The following is a 16,318-nucleotide window of genomic DNA, read 5'->3' on the forward strand; positions in this document are numbered from 1 at the left end:
CTTGAAAAAGTTGCAGCCGTATACGAATGAAATTTTAACGGATCCTGATAATCCCCTTATTTCTCCAATAGTTCAACGGTTTCTTTAAGGGTGGTTTTGGCTCCTACATTTCCTGGGAAGATAATATAAGAAATGCCCGGGAATTTGCTTTCTTCTCCAGTAAACCAAACAGGGATGCCCGGCTTAATCTGCCCAGCAACAGTTGCTCTTTTTACTTGAAGGCCTTTTGTTCCGATATCACTTGAAGTAATGCCGCCTTTCGCAACAATATAGCTTGGTCTCACTTTTAAGGTTTGAACGATGCTGGTTACGGCGTCAGAGATTCTAACCGATAGCATAAGTTCCTCTTCTTTTTTGCCTTCGCCAAGATCCATTCTTTCCCGTTTTGTGTAAACGGCTACTGTTTTACCTGAACGGATAAGATTTTCACATGTTTCAATGACCCGTTCGGTTTCAGCTTTAAACTGTTCCGGATCCAATACAAGATGGACATTAAACTCGATAAACTCAATAAAATCACATTTCTTCAATTCCTCAAGCTGCTCAGTTGTCTTTTTAACGTGAGAACCTACAATGATCAACCCCCCATTGCCAGACTCTTCCTTGATCAGCTCTTCTCTCGTAAGCAACCCTTTATCACTGACTCCTCCGATTACTTTGGTAAGAGCAGCTGCACTTCTGAACATGAAATGTTTGCCGGCTTTCATCGCTTTGATGAGTGCTATGGTGAAAATTTCGATATCGACGTAGTCTACCGCGTTAACGATGACTTTGTTAAAATCACTGACTTCCATCAATTGATCGGCAATCTTATCGACTTCAAGCGCTCTTAAGCTTTCGAGTGAGATATAAGTTGCGTTTTCCGCTTTGAATCTGCCGTCTGATTTTTCTTCCGCCCATTCACCTAAATGAGATTTTGTGTAGCCGAATGTCCGGTCTTTCGCAAATTCCGTTTCACCAGCCGGCACCAAATGGTCTTCATGCTGCACATAGTGGATGTTGTCGACAGTGAAACGGCCGCCTTCTTTAAAGAATGGAACAATTACTTCTCCGTCAAACTTGATGTCTGAACCGGATTCGATTGTTTCCTTCAATACCTCTGTTTCAAGCGGATAGTGGCCGCGCAAAGTCGAATCTCCACGGCTGATGATAATAAAATCCTTGCCTTGCTTTTTCGCTGCTTCCAATGCATTTTCAGCAATTTCTTTATGTGCTTTTTCTGTTTCAGCTGCTGTAAAGCCTCGGGAGTTCGTTAAGATGAAAAACATCGCATTTTGCTCTGCAAAGCCCTTTTCGATGCTGTCGACCGACCAATCCGTGTAGACGGAAATATTGTGAACGGTTTGGACACCAGTAGGATCGTCATCAAGCACGATGATTTTTTTATTCAGATCAACTAATTCGTTTTTTAGCATTTCTTTTACAGCATCTCTGTCTACTGGTGGAATTTCCTCAAAAATTTCGTTGACTAATCTTGTATCCGTACTTTTAATCGTGCCCATTTTAACCTCTCCTTACTTCAACATTTGCCAGTTTTTCAAAGTATTGAACAATGCCGCCGTGATCATCCGCAGCTTTTCCATCAACCTTCAATGCGTGGAAGATTTCCAGCAATTGGCTTGACAACGGCATTGGCACGCCGATTTCGTGAGCCGTATCAATGACGTTCGTGATGTCTTTCATGTTGATATCAATTCTTCCGCCAGCTACGAAGTTGCGGTCAAGGATTAATGGCGCTTTTGCGTCAAGTACAGCACTTCCTGCTAAACCACCTCTGATGGCCTTGTACATTTTTTCCACATCAATGCCCGCTTTGCTTGCTAAAACCAATGCTTCAGACATAGCGGCAATATTTAAATTGACGATTACTTGGTTGGCTAATTTCGCAGTCGTACCGCTGCCATTTCCGCCTACCAATGTAACTTCACTGCCCATTGCGTAAAGAACATCTTTCACTTGCTCAAAGACTTCTTCTTTCCCGCCTACCATAATTGCCAAAGTTCCATCGATGGCCTTCGGTTCTCCTCCACTAACAGGAGCATCCATCATTTCCACACCTTTTTCCAATGCCAATGCAGCAATTTCTTTTGAAACTACTGGAGTTATGGAACTCATATCGATAATGACTGTTCCTGGTTTCGCTCCGCTAAGAACACCATTTTCTCCTAGAACAACTTGCTGCACATGTTTGTTGGCAGGAAGCATCGTAATGACCACTTCACAGCTTTCTCCGATTACTTTCGCAGATTCCGCACGGTTTGCGCCTAATTCCACCAAAGACTGAACGGCAGCTTCGTTAAGATCGTTGACCGTTACTTCATATCCTTTTGACAAAAGATTTGCTGCCATCGGTTTTCCCATGATTCCTAAACCAATAAACCCTATTTTTTTCATCCTTTATTCCTCCTCAATTATTCGTTTGTTCTATTTTCATAAAAATCAATTGCTTATATTGTTTGCTTAAATTTGATTATAGAAAGCCCTTACATGATGAATTGTATACTCTTTTTTATTTTTTGTATACAATATGGTATCATTTTGTATACATTTTACTAGTTATGTACCTGCTTATTGGAACTTGCCTATTGGTCTTTACCCGGAGAGTCTCTATCTTTTTTTCACTTTTTTTGATACGTTAATGACAGTTAGGTTTTGTAAAAAATAGGAGTGATTGAAATGAGTCAGGGCATTAAGAATTCTCGGACCGCTTCTCATCAAGCGTACGAAGTGATGCGTGACAGGATATTAAATGGGGATCTCCCGAGCGGCACAAAAATTGTTGAGGAACGGCTTGCCCAAGAATTAGGCTGCAGCCGTACGCCGATCCGGGAAGCGCTAAGGCAATTAGAATATGAAGGCCTTATCGTAAGTAAAAAAGTCGTACAGCCTACCGAGAAAGATCTGCGAAACTTATTTCAAGTGAGAATTCTTTTAGAGGGCTTTTCAAGTCAAACAGCCGCCATTTATTTGCCTGAAAAGGAACTGGAGTTGCTTTCTCAATGCATTAGAATAGGAAGAGAAGGAACAACTGAAGAGGTGATGAAAGCAAATGAACGTTTTCATGAAATCATTGTTCAAGCAAGCGGCAATTCACAAATCGTCGACATTCTCAACCGAATGCAGTCAATCATTTATCTTTTCCGTAAGACTGTAGTGCTGCACAAACGCCCCCACTTGATCGAAGAACACCAGAAAATTTATGAAGCCATTAAAGCCAGAGACAGCCAAGCGGCAAAATTGCTTATGGAGACTCATCTTCAAGCAGACCTGGATTTTTGTTTGCACATTTTAGGCAGGACAAATTACGAATGATAATATTGGATTTCTAAATCAGCCTTACATTTCTATGAAGAATAGAAAGTAAGGCATTTATTTTTCTCCTCCTCCCTTTCCTTCAATGCACTAAACGGCTCCTCATTCTTCTTCAATGCATTTTCTTCCTGTTAATCTCGGCTCATTTCGTTCTATATTATTCTTTTTGCGACTTTCAAAAATTTTTTTCTAATATTTTCCTATTTTATACTCAAATTCTCATGTTCTTCTCATCTTCTTCTCATATTTGGAAGGTAACTTAGAAAGTATCAGAGTTTGAGGAGGAGTTTAAGATGAAGATTGTAATAGTGCCTTCAGGTTTTAAAGAATGTTTGGATGCGGAAGAAGTTGCGGCAGCAATGGAACGAGGGGTAAAGCGCTTCGATCCGTCGATTGATGCAGTAGTGATTCCGATGATCGACGGCGGTGAAGGATTTGTTAGAACAATCATCAATATAAAAGGCGGCTCTATCATCCATAAAGAAGTGACAGGGCCCGTTGGAAAGAAAATCAGCAGTTATTTCGGTTTGTACAAAGAGAACGGTAAACGGATAGCTGTTATCGAGATGGCCGCGGTCGCAGGGCTGAAACTGGTCCCTCGCAATGAACGAAACCCGTTAAAAACCACTACTTACGGGGTAGGCGAATTAATAATCGCTGCTTTAGATTTCGAGGTAGACCATATCTTAATTGGCTGTGGAGATTCCGGCACTTCAGATGGCGGTGCCGGCATGGCTGAAGCGTTAGGGGTTCAATTTTTAAACAAGGAACAGCAAAAGGTCCAGATCAAAGGCGGCGAAAATTTATTGGCAGTGGATTCCCTCACAACTGCGAATATAGATGGCCGATTAAAGAATGTATCCATCGATGTGGCTTGTAATTGGAAGAACATCTTATGCGGGGAAAAAGGCGTAGCCAGAGTGTTTGGACCTCAAAAAGGAGCTAATTCAGAGCAGGTCGAAGCCTTATCTTCAGCACTGGAACATTATGCTGGCGTCATTCAGGAAGGAACCGGATTAGATGTTCGCTCATTGCCAGGCAGCGGCGCATCCGGAGGTTTAGGCGCGGGCCTTCTTGCATTTACAAATGCCGTCCTCCACCCCCGCTTTGATATCATTATGGACTTTATCAATATCGAGAAGGAAATTTCAACAGCCGATATGGTGTTCACAGCAGAAGGCAGCTTGGATTTTCAAACGCCAAACGGCAAAATCCCATCAGAGGTAGCGCGGATTGCCAAAACGAGCCATATCCCTGTTATCGCGATCACCGGAACCATTGGAGAAGGAGCAGACCTGAACTACGAGACCGGTATAGACGCTTACAGCAGTATTATTCAAAAACCTGTTTCCTTGGAAATGGCTATGGAAAACGCGCCGAAATGGATAGAGGAAAGCACCTATTCCGCGCTGCGGAAAGTTGCTATCGGCTGGAGGATGACAAATAAAGGTGTGTTGAAGAAGGTGCCTGTCTAATATGATTGAAGGATTAGAAAAGCAAATAAAAAAGGATCATCCATTAATATCCCGTATTCGTGCATTTCCAAAGCCGATGGTTCTTGTTGTTTTACATGTTCTGGTCTTGCTAGCCATAGTTTTGATTGATGACTTGGACTATCGTTCAAAGATTGCTTTATTTGCCTTTTTATCAGCGATGATTTTATGGGTTGCCACGAAAATACCAGCTGGATTTGTAGCCATTTCGCTCATTGCATTCGTCATCATCATGAATGCGGCTGAACCGGAGCTGTTATACGAATCACTTTCAGAGGAAGTGGTTTGGTTGATGATCGGCTCTTTTATCATCGGCAATGCCGTCAAAGAGTCTGGATTAGCCCAAAGATTAATCCTGATCATATTGAGTAAATCGAACGAAAAAGAAAGGGTCCTCGCCGGGATAAGTGCCGTGTTATTCGCAACCGTGTTTTTCATCCCTTCAACTTCCGGCCGGGCAGCATTGGCCATGCCGATTATCAATCAATTAAACCAAAAGTACACAGAAAAAGAACAAAATGTTTTGGTGCTTTTAGCGCCTATCATCATTTTGATGAGCACCTCCGCTACCCTTATTGGAGCAGGTTCTCATTTAATCGGAATCGGCTTGCTTGAAAGCACCGTTCATCAATCCATTTCTTTTATCCAATGGTTTGTGTGGGGACTTCCTTTCGCATTGGTGATGACGCTTGTTTCCTTTTTAGTGGTCAAATGGACGCTCTGGCCGAAAAATGGTGGAAAAATGCCGAAACTCGATCAAACAGCTGAAACATCTGTTTTGAAAAAACAGCTGAACCGGACAGAAAAAAAGACCTTGATCTTGCTGATTTCTTTAATCGCCTTTTGGATGACAGAAAGTATCCATGGCTATGACATTGCTTTTGTTGCGATGGTCGGTGCCATCTTAGTCATGGCGCCGACCTACGGAATTATCAGCTGGAAACAAGGAATGAAATCCGTGTCATGGAATTTGATCATGTTTGTCGCTGCTGCTGCCGCACTTGGAAAAATATTGGTGGAAACAGGCGTCGTCAAATGGCTGGAAAAAGAAATGCTGGCCTTTCTGCATTTATTTACAGATGCCCCGGATTGGCAGATTGTGTTGGTCATTTTGCTCGTATCGGTGACAAGCCATTTGTATATTACCTCACATACGACGCGTGCCATCGTCTTTATTCCAGGGTTCTTGCTGTTCAGTGAAGCGATCGGAGTAAACCCTTCAACCGTCGTGTTTTTAAGTTTGATCGGCATGAACTATTGCGTGACGTTTCCTGTCAGTTCAAAAGCATTGCTGCTCTTTTATGAAGATGAAGGGGCTTCATACAATGCAAGAACTTTGTTAAAAATAAGCGTCATATTAATGCCTCTTTATATCGGTGTGATGATGCTGTTTTACTTTTCCTATTGGCAATGGACAGGACTGCAATTATAAACGGCGGCAAAGAACAGGGATATGGCACTTGAAGCCGTGTCCTTGTTTGCTTGTTGTGCTTTACAAGGTTCTTATCTTTATATCCAACAGTGGACCTTCTATCAGTTAATGCTCTTTGATTGAGAAATACATAAGATTATTGAAAATTAATATTATTCAAAAAGATTGATTTGGTCTCAATTTTCCTACCTTCCACTAAAACCATTACTAACGAATTATGACCCGAAGCATTGATTTCATAGGAATCCGAAGAGATTAATTTAAATAAGGGGTTACCTTTGACAAAAAATCCATTTCATATAACAATAGATATATGATTAGAATCATTATAGTTAAATAATTATATTAATTAAGGTGAAACGCTTTGATTAATATTTTTTTGAATCACTGACTATAATCATTCTAAAAAACATCTAGGAGGTATTTTATATGTCATTGATCGGAAAAGAAATCCAACCATTTAAAACTTCAGCTTACAACGCTGGAAGCGGTGAGTTTATCGAAGTTACTGAGGAAAACTTGAAAGGGCAATGGAGTGTTGTTTGCTTCTACCCCGCAGACTTTACATTCGTTTGCCCTACTGAACTTGAGGATCTTCAAAAGCAATACGCTACCCTGAAAAGTTTAGGAGTTGAAGTGTATTCTGTTTCAACGGATACTCACTTCACTCATAAAGCATGGCACGATCATTCAGATGCGATCAGCACGATCGAATATGTTATGATTGGCGACCCTTCTCAAAGAATTACTCGCAGCTTCGATGTTCTTGACGAAGAAGCAGGCCTGGCACAACGCGGTACATTCATCATCGATCCAGAAGGTATTGTCCAAGCAGCAGAAATCAACGCAGACGGCATCGGCCGCGATGCAAGCACGCTTGTCGGCAAGATTAAAGCAGCACAGTATGTTCGCAACAATCCTGGTGAAGTTTGTCCTGCAAAATGGGAAGAAGGCGGCGCAACACTTAAGCCTAGCCTTGACCTTGTAGGGAAAATTTAAGGAGTTCAGACAATGATACTAGACGCAGATATAAAAGCACAATTAGGGCAATACCTAGAATTGTTGGAAGGCGACGTGCTGCTTAAAGTCAGTGCAGGATCTGACGACGTTTCCCGCGACATGTTGGCTCTAGTAAATGAACTATCCACCATGTCTTCCAACATTAAAGTTGAACGCACGGAGTTGGAAAGAACACCGAGCTTTAGCGTAAATCGTGTCGGAGAAGATACCGGAATTACATTTGCGGGCATCCCTCTTGGCCATGAATTTACTTCTTTAGTGCTTGCTCTCTTACAAGTTAGCGGGCGGGCTCCGAAAGTCGAGCAGAAAGTGATTGACCAAATCAAGAGCATTGAAGGCACTTACCATTTCGACTCTTACATTAGCTTAAGCTGCCAAAACTGTCCGGAAGTTGTCCAAGGGCTGAACTTGATGAGTGTCCTCAACCCGAATATAACGCATACCATGATTGACGGGGCGGCATTTAAAGAAGAGGTTGAAAGCAAAGACATCATGGCAGTTCCGACTGTGTTCCTAAACGGGGAATCTTTCTCCAGCGGACGGATGTCATTGGAAGAATTGCTTGCTAAATTGGGCAGTGCTCCAGATGCATCTGAATTTGCGGACAAAGAGCCTTACGAGGTTCTTGTAGTCGGCGGAGGACCAGCCGGTGCAAGTGCGGCCATCTATGCAGCACGCAAAGGCATTCGGACGGGTATTGTCGCTGAACGCTTTGGCGGTCAAGTGTTGGATACGATGAGCATTGAAAACTTCATCAGTGTCAAGCAAACGGAAGGGCCTAAGTTTGCAGCAAGCCTGGAAGAACATGTGAAAGAGTACAACATCGATGTGATGAATCTGCAACGTGCCAAGCGTTTAGAAAAGAAGGATTACATCGAAATTGAACTTGAAAACGGCGCTGTTGTAAAAGGCAAAACTGTCATTCTTTCGACAGGTGCCCGCTGGCGCAACGTCGGAGTGCCTGGCGAAGCTGAATTCAAGAACAAAGGGGTAGCTTACTGCCCACACTGTGATGGCCCATTATTTGCCGGCAAAGATGTAGCCGTTATTGGCGGCGGCAACTCCGGCGTCGAAGCAGCCATCGACCTGGCGAACATTGTGAACCACGTTACCGTTCTTGAATACAATTCAGAGCTGAAAGCAGATTCGGTCCTGCAAGACCGCTTGCACAGCCTGCCGAACGTAACAGTCGTAATTAATGCCCAAACGCAGGAAATCACAGGAACAGACAAAGTGAACGGCATTTCTTATGTTGAGCGTGAAACAGGAGACGTAAAACATGTCAAACTCTCCGGAGTATTTGTTCAAATTGGTCTTGTTCCGAATACAGACTGGTTAGGCGACACCGTTGAACGCAATAAATTCGGTGAGATTGTTATCGATCAGCGCGGAGCAACAAGTGTACCTGGCGTGTTTGCTGCAGGCGACTGCACAAACAGCCCGTATAAACAAATCATCATTTCGATGGGATCCGGCGCCACTGCCTCATTGAGTGCGTTCGATTACCTCATCAGAAGTGAAGTTCCTGTTTTGGTATAAAAAAGCTTGAATAAAAGTAAAGGACTGTTGAAAGGAATTTAATTCCTCTCAACAGTCCTTTTGCTTGGCATTAAAGATTGTTCCCGTGAAGCATCGTTTATTCCTTCAGATTAACTGCTGGAGGAACGGTTAATCTTCAGCTTATTTATGATATGATAATCTAGTTGTGCCTTGGCATGAAGGGGGTTAGATGATGAATTTTAATAAAGGTGTTATCTATATATTAATAGGTGCGTCATTTTTCGGATTTACTCCGATATTTGCCAAAATCGGGTTTAGCCACGGCTATTCACTTGGCCAAATCAATATCGTTCAAATGGTAATTTCCTTCTTTTTATTATGGTCTTTCACTCTCCTTAAACGCTCCAGCTTTAAAGGACTCCATAAGAAGAATGTTCTTCAAATTATGATGACCGGCTGTTTTATCGGCTTAACAAGTATTTTTTATTACGGTTCAATGCAATATTTGCCGGCTTCATTAGCCATCATTTTAATGTTCCAATTCGTGTGGATCGGGATTATCTTGGAATGGATTTTCAGTAAAATAAAACCTGCTCCTGTAACAGTCTTATCCATCCTATTAATCTTAATAGGGGTCTTTTTTGCTTCAAATTTTGTAAATGGCGACATACAGGGATTGCCGATTAAAGGGTTCATTTTTGGAATTCTATCCGCCTTCACCTATGCCGGATTTATTTTTTGCAGTGGCAAGGTGGCTGTAAACGTGGATCCGTGGACGCGCAGTTCTCTGATGGTGACAGGTTCAACCATTTTAGTGCTTGTCGTATTCATGGGTGACATGCCAACTGTATTGCCATTGGAGAAAGATTTGTTTGCAACTGCAGTGGGTGTTTCGCTGTTTGGAGCAGTCCTGCCGCCATTATTTTTTGCGGCTGGTGCGCCTTTGGTGTCAGGAGGAGTTGCCAATATCTTAACGTCTATCGAATTGCCGATTGCCATTCTGTCGGCCAGCCTTATTCTGTCAGAAGTTGTGTCGCCGTACCAATGGTTTGGCATCGCGATTATACTAGCCGCTATTGCTTTAAATGAACTCAGCCCGAACCTTTTCCGAATTAGGAAGCACCTTAACTAAAGTATCCTTATAAAAAAGGAGCCTACATCATAAAAGATGCAGGCTCCTTTTTTCACGCTGTCGAAAATTTCTTATGTTCTTTTTCATTTCGCTCCAGGACGGACGCTTTCCGTGGGGTGCGGCCCTAAGCCTCCTCGTTCGCTAACGCTCTCTGCGGGGTCTCAGGACTCGCCCTATTCCCACAGGAGTCGCCGCCTTCCGCTGCATTCAGCTCGCTTTTGTCACTCCTAGAGACGCTCTAAAAGTGTGACTGTTTGAGTAAATTCTCTTTTCTTGTTTCCTGCTCTCCAGATATGGAGCCAACCAGCGGAGAAAACCGTACTGTCTCTGCATCGCTTCTCTAGCTTCGAGACATGAAAGTGCGCTGCTCCTGCGCAAGCTCGTCGCAAAGACTTGGCCTCACAAACCTCGGCCAATGTCTTCTCAGCTGTTTAGCGGAATATCGGTTAAGGATGATGCCTAACACAAATTCCAACTTTCTCAACAAGCTGAAAAAAGGAGACTATTCTCAAACGGAGACACTATGCATTAATAAAAATGAGTTTTATTGCTGCATCAATCTGTAAGATTAAGAGTGCCCTTTTTCAGGAAATAAGATAGCTGCTTCACCTTACTTTATCCATGTAACGGTTATATAAATAACGGCCTTTTTTCATGCATTCTAAATACAGCTCTCTTATGGTTTCGTCAGGGCTTAGTCTTAAATAAGACTCGTTTTCTAAAATAGACATTAACGGTTCTATTTGGTTGTAATCCACTTCTTTGTTCAATAAATCCAAGTAATTATTCAATACAACTTTATACATGCTGCTTTTAATTCTGAAGCTGCATTTATCCAATAGTTCTTGATAAAACCATACAAGATCGTCGGCAAAAAATTCGCCGTGGACCTCAGGATCTTCACCATCGCCAAATTGTCCAAAAGGCGTTTTCCAAGCTATTCCCTCTTTAGGTGATCTTGTTATTACCCCTCTATACCAATCCCTTATTTCACCATATTTTTCGTTTCCCATAGCTAAGTATTCGTAGGTAAACTTATCAAAAGGATTGTTTGCTATGTAATTGAATATCTTTTTATTGTTTTCTCTATCATTTAAATCGGTTATCGAGCACCAGCAAATGTAATTGGCTTTTTGGCCTATTATGCATACTTTCTTTTCCGGGCTTAAATACAAATCAATCGTCAGCTCTTTATCGGCTAAATCAAACTTAACTTTTACTTGATTGCTTTCAGTGACTAAATTGAAGTGAGAGATATCGGCATCCTTATTTAATAACTCCATAATTCACCTGCTCCATCGTATTTTTAGTTCCAGATTTTTTGATGCTTCTTTGCTTATATACTGTTCCTTTTACTAACTTTAAACTAATTTTGTACCTCGTTCTATTTTGAGCCTTTGTCTTAAAATAAATTAAGATTGGTTTGCGCTTAATTTTTAACGGAATAATCAAAAAAGAGCCCGGCCAATTGTCACTTACTTGGATTTAACTCTCAATGATGGAGATGCTTAGTGCATGGTGCAGTTTCGCTTTTGCCTTCTCATTGGTTTCATTGACTTGATCACTGTAACTTCCCTCGACCTAAGATTGAGATTTCTTCCACGACCTCTCCTTCGGAAACAAGATAAGCGTAATCATAGAGATTGCAGACCGGGCATATATGGTTCGGGATAATTTCCAGCTTTTCACCGATTGCAATTTGGTTCCGGAATTCTTCATTGTATATAATGGCGTGTTCATCAAAGAGCTGGTCGATATGAACCTGATCGGAATTTTTGATATAGCCTATTCCAGTAGTGGCACAAATTCCTTCACTTCTTGTCTGCATGGTCAGTCCCTTGGCCCCGACATCGGTAATGACCCGTTCATTCGTCGGTTTGCTGATGACGGTCGTCAGGACACTGGCAGCGCAGGTAGAATAGGAACCGATTGCATTTCCTTGGGATACGTCCATGAGGATATAAGTTCCGACTCGCAGCTCGGTAATCCCTTCCATAACTCCAAAATCGTGCAGCAGCGGCGGGGTAGAGCCGATACTGACTGTTTCAAGTTTACATCCCTGCTCCTCTGCGAGTTGTGCAAAGCGAAGCGTGCGCTTTTGTGCTTCATTGTAAAGACGGCGGCAATCTTCAAGATCCTTTGCTTTGTATGTATGGCCATCATGGGAAAAGATTCCTTTTAGTTTTACATGAGAGCAATTTTTTATATAATCGACCAAACGAATATAATCACTTTCTTCTATGACACCTGAACGATTTTCACCCACTTCAATTTCGATAAGAACTTGAGCAGGCTTATGACTATCACTAAATACATTTTCAATCATTTTGCATTGTTCGATACTATCAACGCCAAAAGAAATATCAATTGTTTCGGCCAGCTTTTTTACACGATTCAGCTTAACTTCGCCTACTATTTCGTTTGCAATGAAAATATCATTCAATCCGTTTTCAGCCATTACCTCTGCTTCGCCGACTTTTGCCACAGTAATTCCTTTGGCCCCTGCATCTTCTTGTAGTTTTGCTAGGGCAGGCATCTTATGCGTTTTCGTATGCGGACGAAGGTGAACGTCATATTGATCAGCGTACAATTGCATTCTGCGGATATTATCCATCATTATCTCTCGATCAATCAATAAGCTTGGTGTATCTAATTCTGTCATTTTCATCATAAGCACTCCTTCAGTAATTAAAATTGAGAAAGCGGTCGTACCAGATTCCCTTATTTCCATCAATTTCCTAATTACTCTTTATACCGGCTCCGCATAAAGGAAATACTACTTTTTGTTCTTTTAATTCCGGATACTTCTCTAAATATTGCAGATATCCGGCGTAATTAGCTGCCGATGTGATTTCAACATAGATTCCTTTTAACGCAAGCTCATTTCTCGCATCCATAATACTTTCCTCAGACACGCCGATTATATCCCCGCCTGAATCCCGGATAGCTTGTAAAATTTCTGTTCCTCTTGCGGGTGCTGAAATGGCAATGCCTTCCGCTATAGTTCCCGAATTTTTGATAGCATCAACTGTATTTCTTCCTTCAGCAAAAGCATGCAGGACAGGTGCACAAGCTTCTGCCTGCACAGCAAGAAGCTTAGGCATTTTCGCAATTTGGCCACTTGCCATTAACTCCTGCAAGGCAATATAAGCCCCCATCAGCAATGTTCCATTTCCGACTGGAATAATGAATGCATCCGGCAATTCGCCATTCATTTGTTCGAAAACTTCATAAACATACGTTTTTGTACCTTCCCAAAAGATAGGATTGTATATATGGCTGGCATAAAACGAATTTGTTTTTTCCACCATGGCGATTGCCGCTTTTGCTGTATCTTCTCTCGTTCCTGGAATCTTATGAATGACAGCACCATGTGCTTCGATTTGTTTTATTTTTTTACTGGAGGTGGAATCCGGAACAAAAATATCACATTGGATTCCTGCTCTGGCCCCGTAAGCAGCAATGGCTGTGCCAGCATTTCCGCTGCTGTCTGCAACGACTCGATCAATGCCAAGTTTTTTCGCCATGGCAATGAGCAGTACAGCGCCCCGATCTTTAAATGACAGCGTAGGCATATAATATTCAGCTTTTGCATAGACATTTCCGGATAGTTTAATGAGCGGCGTACCACCTTCTCCTAATGTAATGTCTTCCCACACATCTTCCTCTTCAAATGGCAATGAATCGATGTATTTCCAAAGTGAATGATTTCGCGAGATGGAAGTTTCGGAAAAATCAATTGCCTTTTTTTCATATTCAAGGTTCAGCAGCTTTCCGCAATCGCATTTCCATTTATTGCTTTCCACTGGGTAACTGGAACCGCAGCCGGAACAAATATAGTTCATCCTCAATCCCTCTTTTCCCCGCTGATATAAGCAACTGCCTCAAGTTCAATTGAATATCCATAATGCAGCTGATTCGTGGGCACAACAGCACGCGCTGGCTTATGCTCACCGAAATACCGTTTGTATAATGAATCTACGGCATTCCATAATGAAATATCTGAAATGTAAATAGTGACCTTCATGACATCTTCTCTTTTAGCACTCGCTGCTTTTAAAATGTGGTCTAGATTTGCTAGTACTTGTTTTGTTTCGACCGCGATATCCCCACTGCTTCCTTCTCCCGTAAAAGGGTCGACTGGCAGCTGTCCTGAAACGAATAGAAAGTTGCCTTGTTGTGTGGCTGCTGAATAATGGCCCGGGTTCGCTTTCGCCCCATCAATTGAAATGAATTTCATCATTAGATTTCTCCTTAGAATTTATTTTATAAATCGTATAAAGTTTTATAAGAGCTGAAAAAATTTATACGATTTTCTCTGAGCTGTTGCTTTTCCCTTTAATTTCTTCGATATAGCTATAGACCGTTACTTTGGAGATATTCAATTTTTCAGCTACTTTGTCAATTGTTCCGCGTATTAAGAAAACCCCTTTTTCTTCCATGAAACGGATCATCTCAACCTTTTCATCTCGCCGTAGTTTTTCCAGTGGTTTATCCCCTATGATTTTGTCGATTAATTCATCGGCGATTTCCCGTATATGCTCCATTTCACTAAAATTTTCTTGTTTAGGAACAGATTTTGGAAATTGATTGGGGTTGGCTGGAATCATCCTGCTTAACCAATTGATGTTCTCGGTAATGGCCGTGGTATCAACATTGATGCATAGGGCCCCCATCACTTTTTTTTCTTGATCCCTGATGAGCAATGTAGAAGATTTTATCATTCTGCCGTCTTCCGTTTGAAAATAATAATTTGCTGAAAAATCATTTGTGAAGTTTTGAGAAAGCAATACTTCTGTAATGAGGTGGTCAAAGCTTTGCCCTACTTTTCTGCCCGTTACATGGTTATTAACTGTATAAACAACTGAGTTTTGCGGGACTGTTAAATCATGCACTACAACCTCGCAATCTTGACCAAAAGTTTTTGCAATGACCTCTGCTATCGGAATATATGTCTCAAGTATCTTGTGCATTGTAAAAACCCTCTCCAATTTTCATCTATAGTTAACACACTATATAAATTATTATACAAAATCAATAGATTTTTATATTTATAAGAAAATTTAGATATTTTTGTTGGCATTAATTGATTCGGTTCGTCTTGCGTTCTATAAAGAAATCGATGCAGCAACGGCCGAAGAAGCCGCAGAGATCATATTGGCTTTAGATAAAATCAGTTAAAGTTAAGGTGCTGCCGTCCTGAGTGCTGCGCCAGAGTCATTACAAAAATTATTGTGTTTAAAGCAAGGAACGAAATAGAGCCTGCATCCTTTTGGGATACAGGCTCCTTCTTTTACCGCCAATTTATTAAATTCCATACTTTCCTGCTTGATGTAGTAGTAAAATCCGCGTTGCGCACAAAAAAAGACTGTTCAAAGCTACAGTTTCGCTTTTAAACTCTTTTATTATAACAATAGTTGGGATAAATAAAGGCATCAGGCTCTCTATACCATTGCCTGCTGCCTCTTTGGCTATTATTTTTCCATATTACGTCCCCATCCAGCAATGGCTGAAATATCCTCTGGGGTTGTTCTGCAACAACCTCCAATCAGTTGAGCTCCAGCGTTATACCATCGTTGTGTGTTAAAGGCAAAGTGATTTGTTGAAGACTCTTCCTCCCATGTCTTGCTTATGGCGTCATACTCTTCACCGGAATTTGGATAAACAATTACCGGTTTGGAAGTTCGGCTTTTTACTTCTCCAATCAGCGTTTCTATAAAATCGGGTGCTGAACAATTAATGCCGATTGCAGCTACTTGCTGTTCTTTATCCAACCACTCCGCACAACTGGAAATTCTTTCTCCATCGCTTATGTGGCGGCCATCCTTGGCACTAAAGCTGAACCAGGCATAAACCCCTGGGAATTCCTTCAGCACCTCTAGGATGGCTTTAGCTTCTATCAGACAGGGAAGAGTCTCACACGCTAAAATATCGGCCCCTGCATCCACCAATGCCTTGATTCGCTCTTTGTGAAAGGCGACCAATTCACTTTCACTGATAGAATAATTACCGCGATATTCAGAGCCATCCGACAGAAAAGCACCATATGGGCCTACAGAAGCAGCAACTAAGGGTCTCGGCCTGTTGGATTTATCATTTAACGCTTCCCAAAATTCATCACGGGCCTCTGCTGCAATTTGAACAGACTTTTTGATCAATCCAATTGCCTCTTCCTCAGTTAACCCTCTTTCCTGATACCCTTTAATAGTTGCCTGGTAGCTGGCAGTAATCGCACAATCCGCTCCCGCTTCAAAATAACTCATATGCACCTGCTTGATCAGCTCCGGATCTTCCATCAATACTTTTGCGGACCACAAGCGATCGTTCAAATTACAGCCATGATTCTCAAGCTCTGTAGCCATGGCCCCGTCCAGAATAACGACAGGAAAGCTATTCAAAATTTGCTCTATCGGGTTCAATCCAAACATC

The 16,318-nt window shown here is 41.8% G+C and carries 14 protein-coding genes; 6 read left to right on the plus strand and 8 right to left on the minus strand.

Annotated features, from left to right (window positions below; translation table 11 throughout):
- Nucleotides 1–56: 56 nt before the first annotated feature.
- Nucleotides 57–1,502, minus strand: coding sequence for a four-carbon acid sugar kinase family protein (locus ACSFXN_RS05115; RefSeq protein WP_437149093.1), 1,446 nt, complete (start codon nucleotides 1,500–1,502; stop codon nucleotides 57–59).
- Nucleotide 1,503: 1 nt separating this feature from the next.
- The gene (garR, locus tag ACSFXN_RS05120) at nucleotides 1,504–2,394 is read right to left on the minus strand and encodes a 2-hydroxy-3-oxopropionate reductase (RefSeq protein WP_437149094.1); all 891 of its coding nucleotides are present in this window, start codon (nucleotides 2,392–2,394) and stop codon (nucleotides 1,504–1,506) included.
- 282 nt (nucleotides 2,395–2,676) lie between these two features.
- On the opposite strand from garR, the gene ACSFXN_RS05125 reads away from it, so the two are divergent.
- From ACSFXN_RS05125 to ACSFXN_RS05150, 6 genes are all read left to right on the plus strand, one after another.
- A complete protein-coding gene (locus tag ACSFXN_RS05125) occupies nucleotides 2,677–3,312 on the plus strand; it encodes a GntR family transcriptional regulator (RefSeq protein ID WP_437149095.1) in 636 nt (211 codons plus the stop codon).
- Between the two features lie 293 nt (nucleotides 3,313–3,605).
- The gene (locus ACSFXN_RS05130) at nucleotides 3,606–4,787 is read left to right on the plus strand and encodes a glycerate kinase family protein (protein WP_437149096.1); all 1,182 of its coding nucleotides are present in this window, start codon (nucleotides 3,606–3,608) and stop codon (nucleotides 4,785–4,787) included.
- Nucleotide 4,788: 1 nt separating this feature from the next.
- Nucleotides 4,789–6,237: an SLC13 family permease gene (locus tag ACSFXN_RS05135; RefSeq protein ID WP_437149097.1), complete on the plus strand. Its 1,449-nt coding sequence runs from the start codon at nucleotides 4,789–4,791 to the stop codon at nucleotides 6,235–6,237.
- A 429-nt stretch (nucleotides 6,238–6,666) separates the two neighbouring features.
- Nucleotides 6,667–7,236, plus strand: coding sequence for an alkyl hydroperoxide reductase subunit C (gene ahpC / locus ACSFXN_RS05140; RefSeq protein ID WP_437149098.1), 570 nt, complete (start codon nucleotides 6,667–6,669; stop codon nucleotides 7,234–7,236).
- A 12-nt stretch (nucleotides 7,237–7,248) separates the two neighbouring features.
- A complete protein-coding gene (gene ahpF / locus ACSFXN_RS05145) occupies nucleotides 7,249–8,796 on the plus strand; it encodes an alkyl hydroperoxide reductase subunit F (RefSeq protein WP_437149099.1) in 1,548 nt (515 codons plus the stop codon).
- A gap of 193 nt (nucleotides 8,797–8,989) precedes the next feature.
- Entirely contained in the window at nucleotides 8,990–9,889 is a 900-nt protein-coding gene (locus ACSFXN_RS05150) for an EamA family transporter (RefSeq protein ID WP_437149100.1), read from the plus strand.
- A gap of 605 nt (nucleotides 9,890–10,494) precedes the next feature.
- Here the strand turns inward: ACSFXN_RS05150 and ACSFXN_RS05155 are convergent.
- The 6 genes from ACSFXN_RS05155 to mmuM form a co-directional block, all read right to left on the minus strand.
- Nucleotides 10,495–11,172 carry a hypothetical protein gene (locus ACSFXN_RS05155; RefSeq protein WP_437149101.1) on the minus strand — a complete coding sequence of 226 codons (678 nt, stop codon included), beginning with the start codon at nucleotides 11,170–11,172 and terminating at the stop codon, nucleotides 10,495–10,497.
- Nucleotides 11,173–11,450: 278 nt separating this feature from the next.
- Nucleotides 11,451–12,557 carry a D-TA family PLP-dependent enzyme gene (locus tag ACSFXN_RS05160; protein WP_437149102.1) on the minus strand — a complete coding sequence of 369 codons (1,107 nt, stop codon included), beginning with the start codon at nucleotides 12,555–12,557 and terminating at the stop codon, nucleotides 11,451–11,453.
- A gap of 70 nt (nucleotides 12,558–12,627) precedes the next feature.
- Nucleotides 12,628–13,734 (minus strand): threonine synthase, encoded by a 1,107-nt coding sequence (locus ACSFXN_RS05165; protein ID WP_437149103.1) that lies wholly within the window; start codon nucleotides 13,732–13,734, stop codon nucleotides 12,628–12,630.
- A 2-nt stretch (nucleotides 13,735–13,736) separates the two neighbouring features.
- Entirely contained in the window at nucleotides 13,737–14,132 is a 396-nt protein-coding gene (locus tag ACSFXN_RS05170) for a RidA family protein (protein WP_437149104.1), read from the minus strand.
- A gap of 61 nt (nucleotides 14,133–14,193) precedes the next feature.
- On the minus strand, nucleotides 14,194–14,862 hold the full coding sequence (locus ACSFXN_RS05175; protein WP_437149105.1) for a helix-turn-helix transcriptional regulator: 669 nt from the start codon (nucleotides 14,860–14,862) through the stop codon (nucleotides 14,194–14,196).
- 501 nt (nucleotides 14,863–15,363) lie between these two features.
- Entirely contained in the window at nucleotides 15,364–16,308 is a 945-nt protein-coding gene (gene mmuM / locus ACSFXN_RS05180) for a homocysteine S-methyltransferase (protein ID WP_437149106.1), read from the minus strand.
- Nucleotides 16,309–16,318: the final 10 nt, after the last annotated feature.

The sequence above is a fragment of the Planococcus sp. 1R117A genome (assembly GCF_051417975.1).
Taxonomy (GTDB): domain Bacteria; phylum Bacillota; class Bacilli; order Bacillales_A; family Planococcaceae; genus Planococcus; species Planococcus shenhongbingii.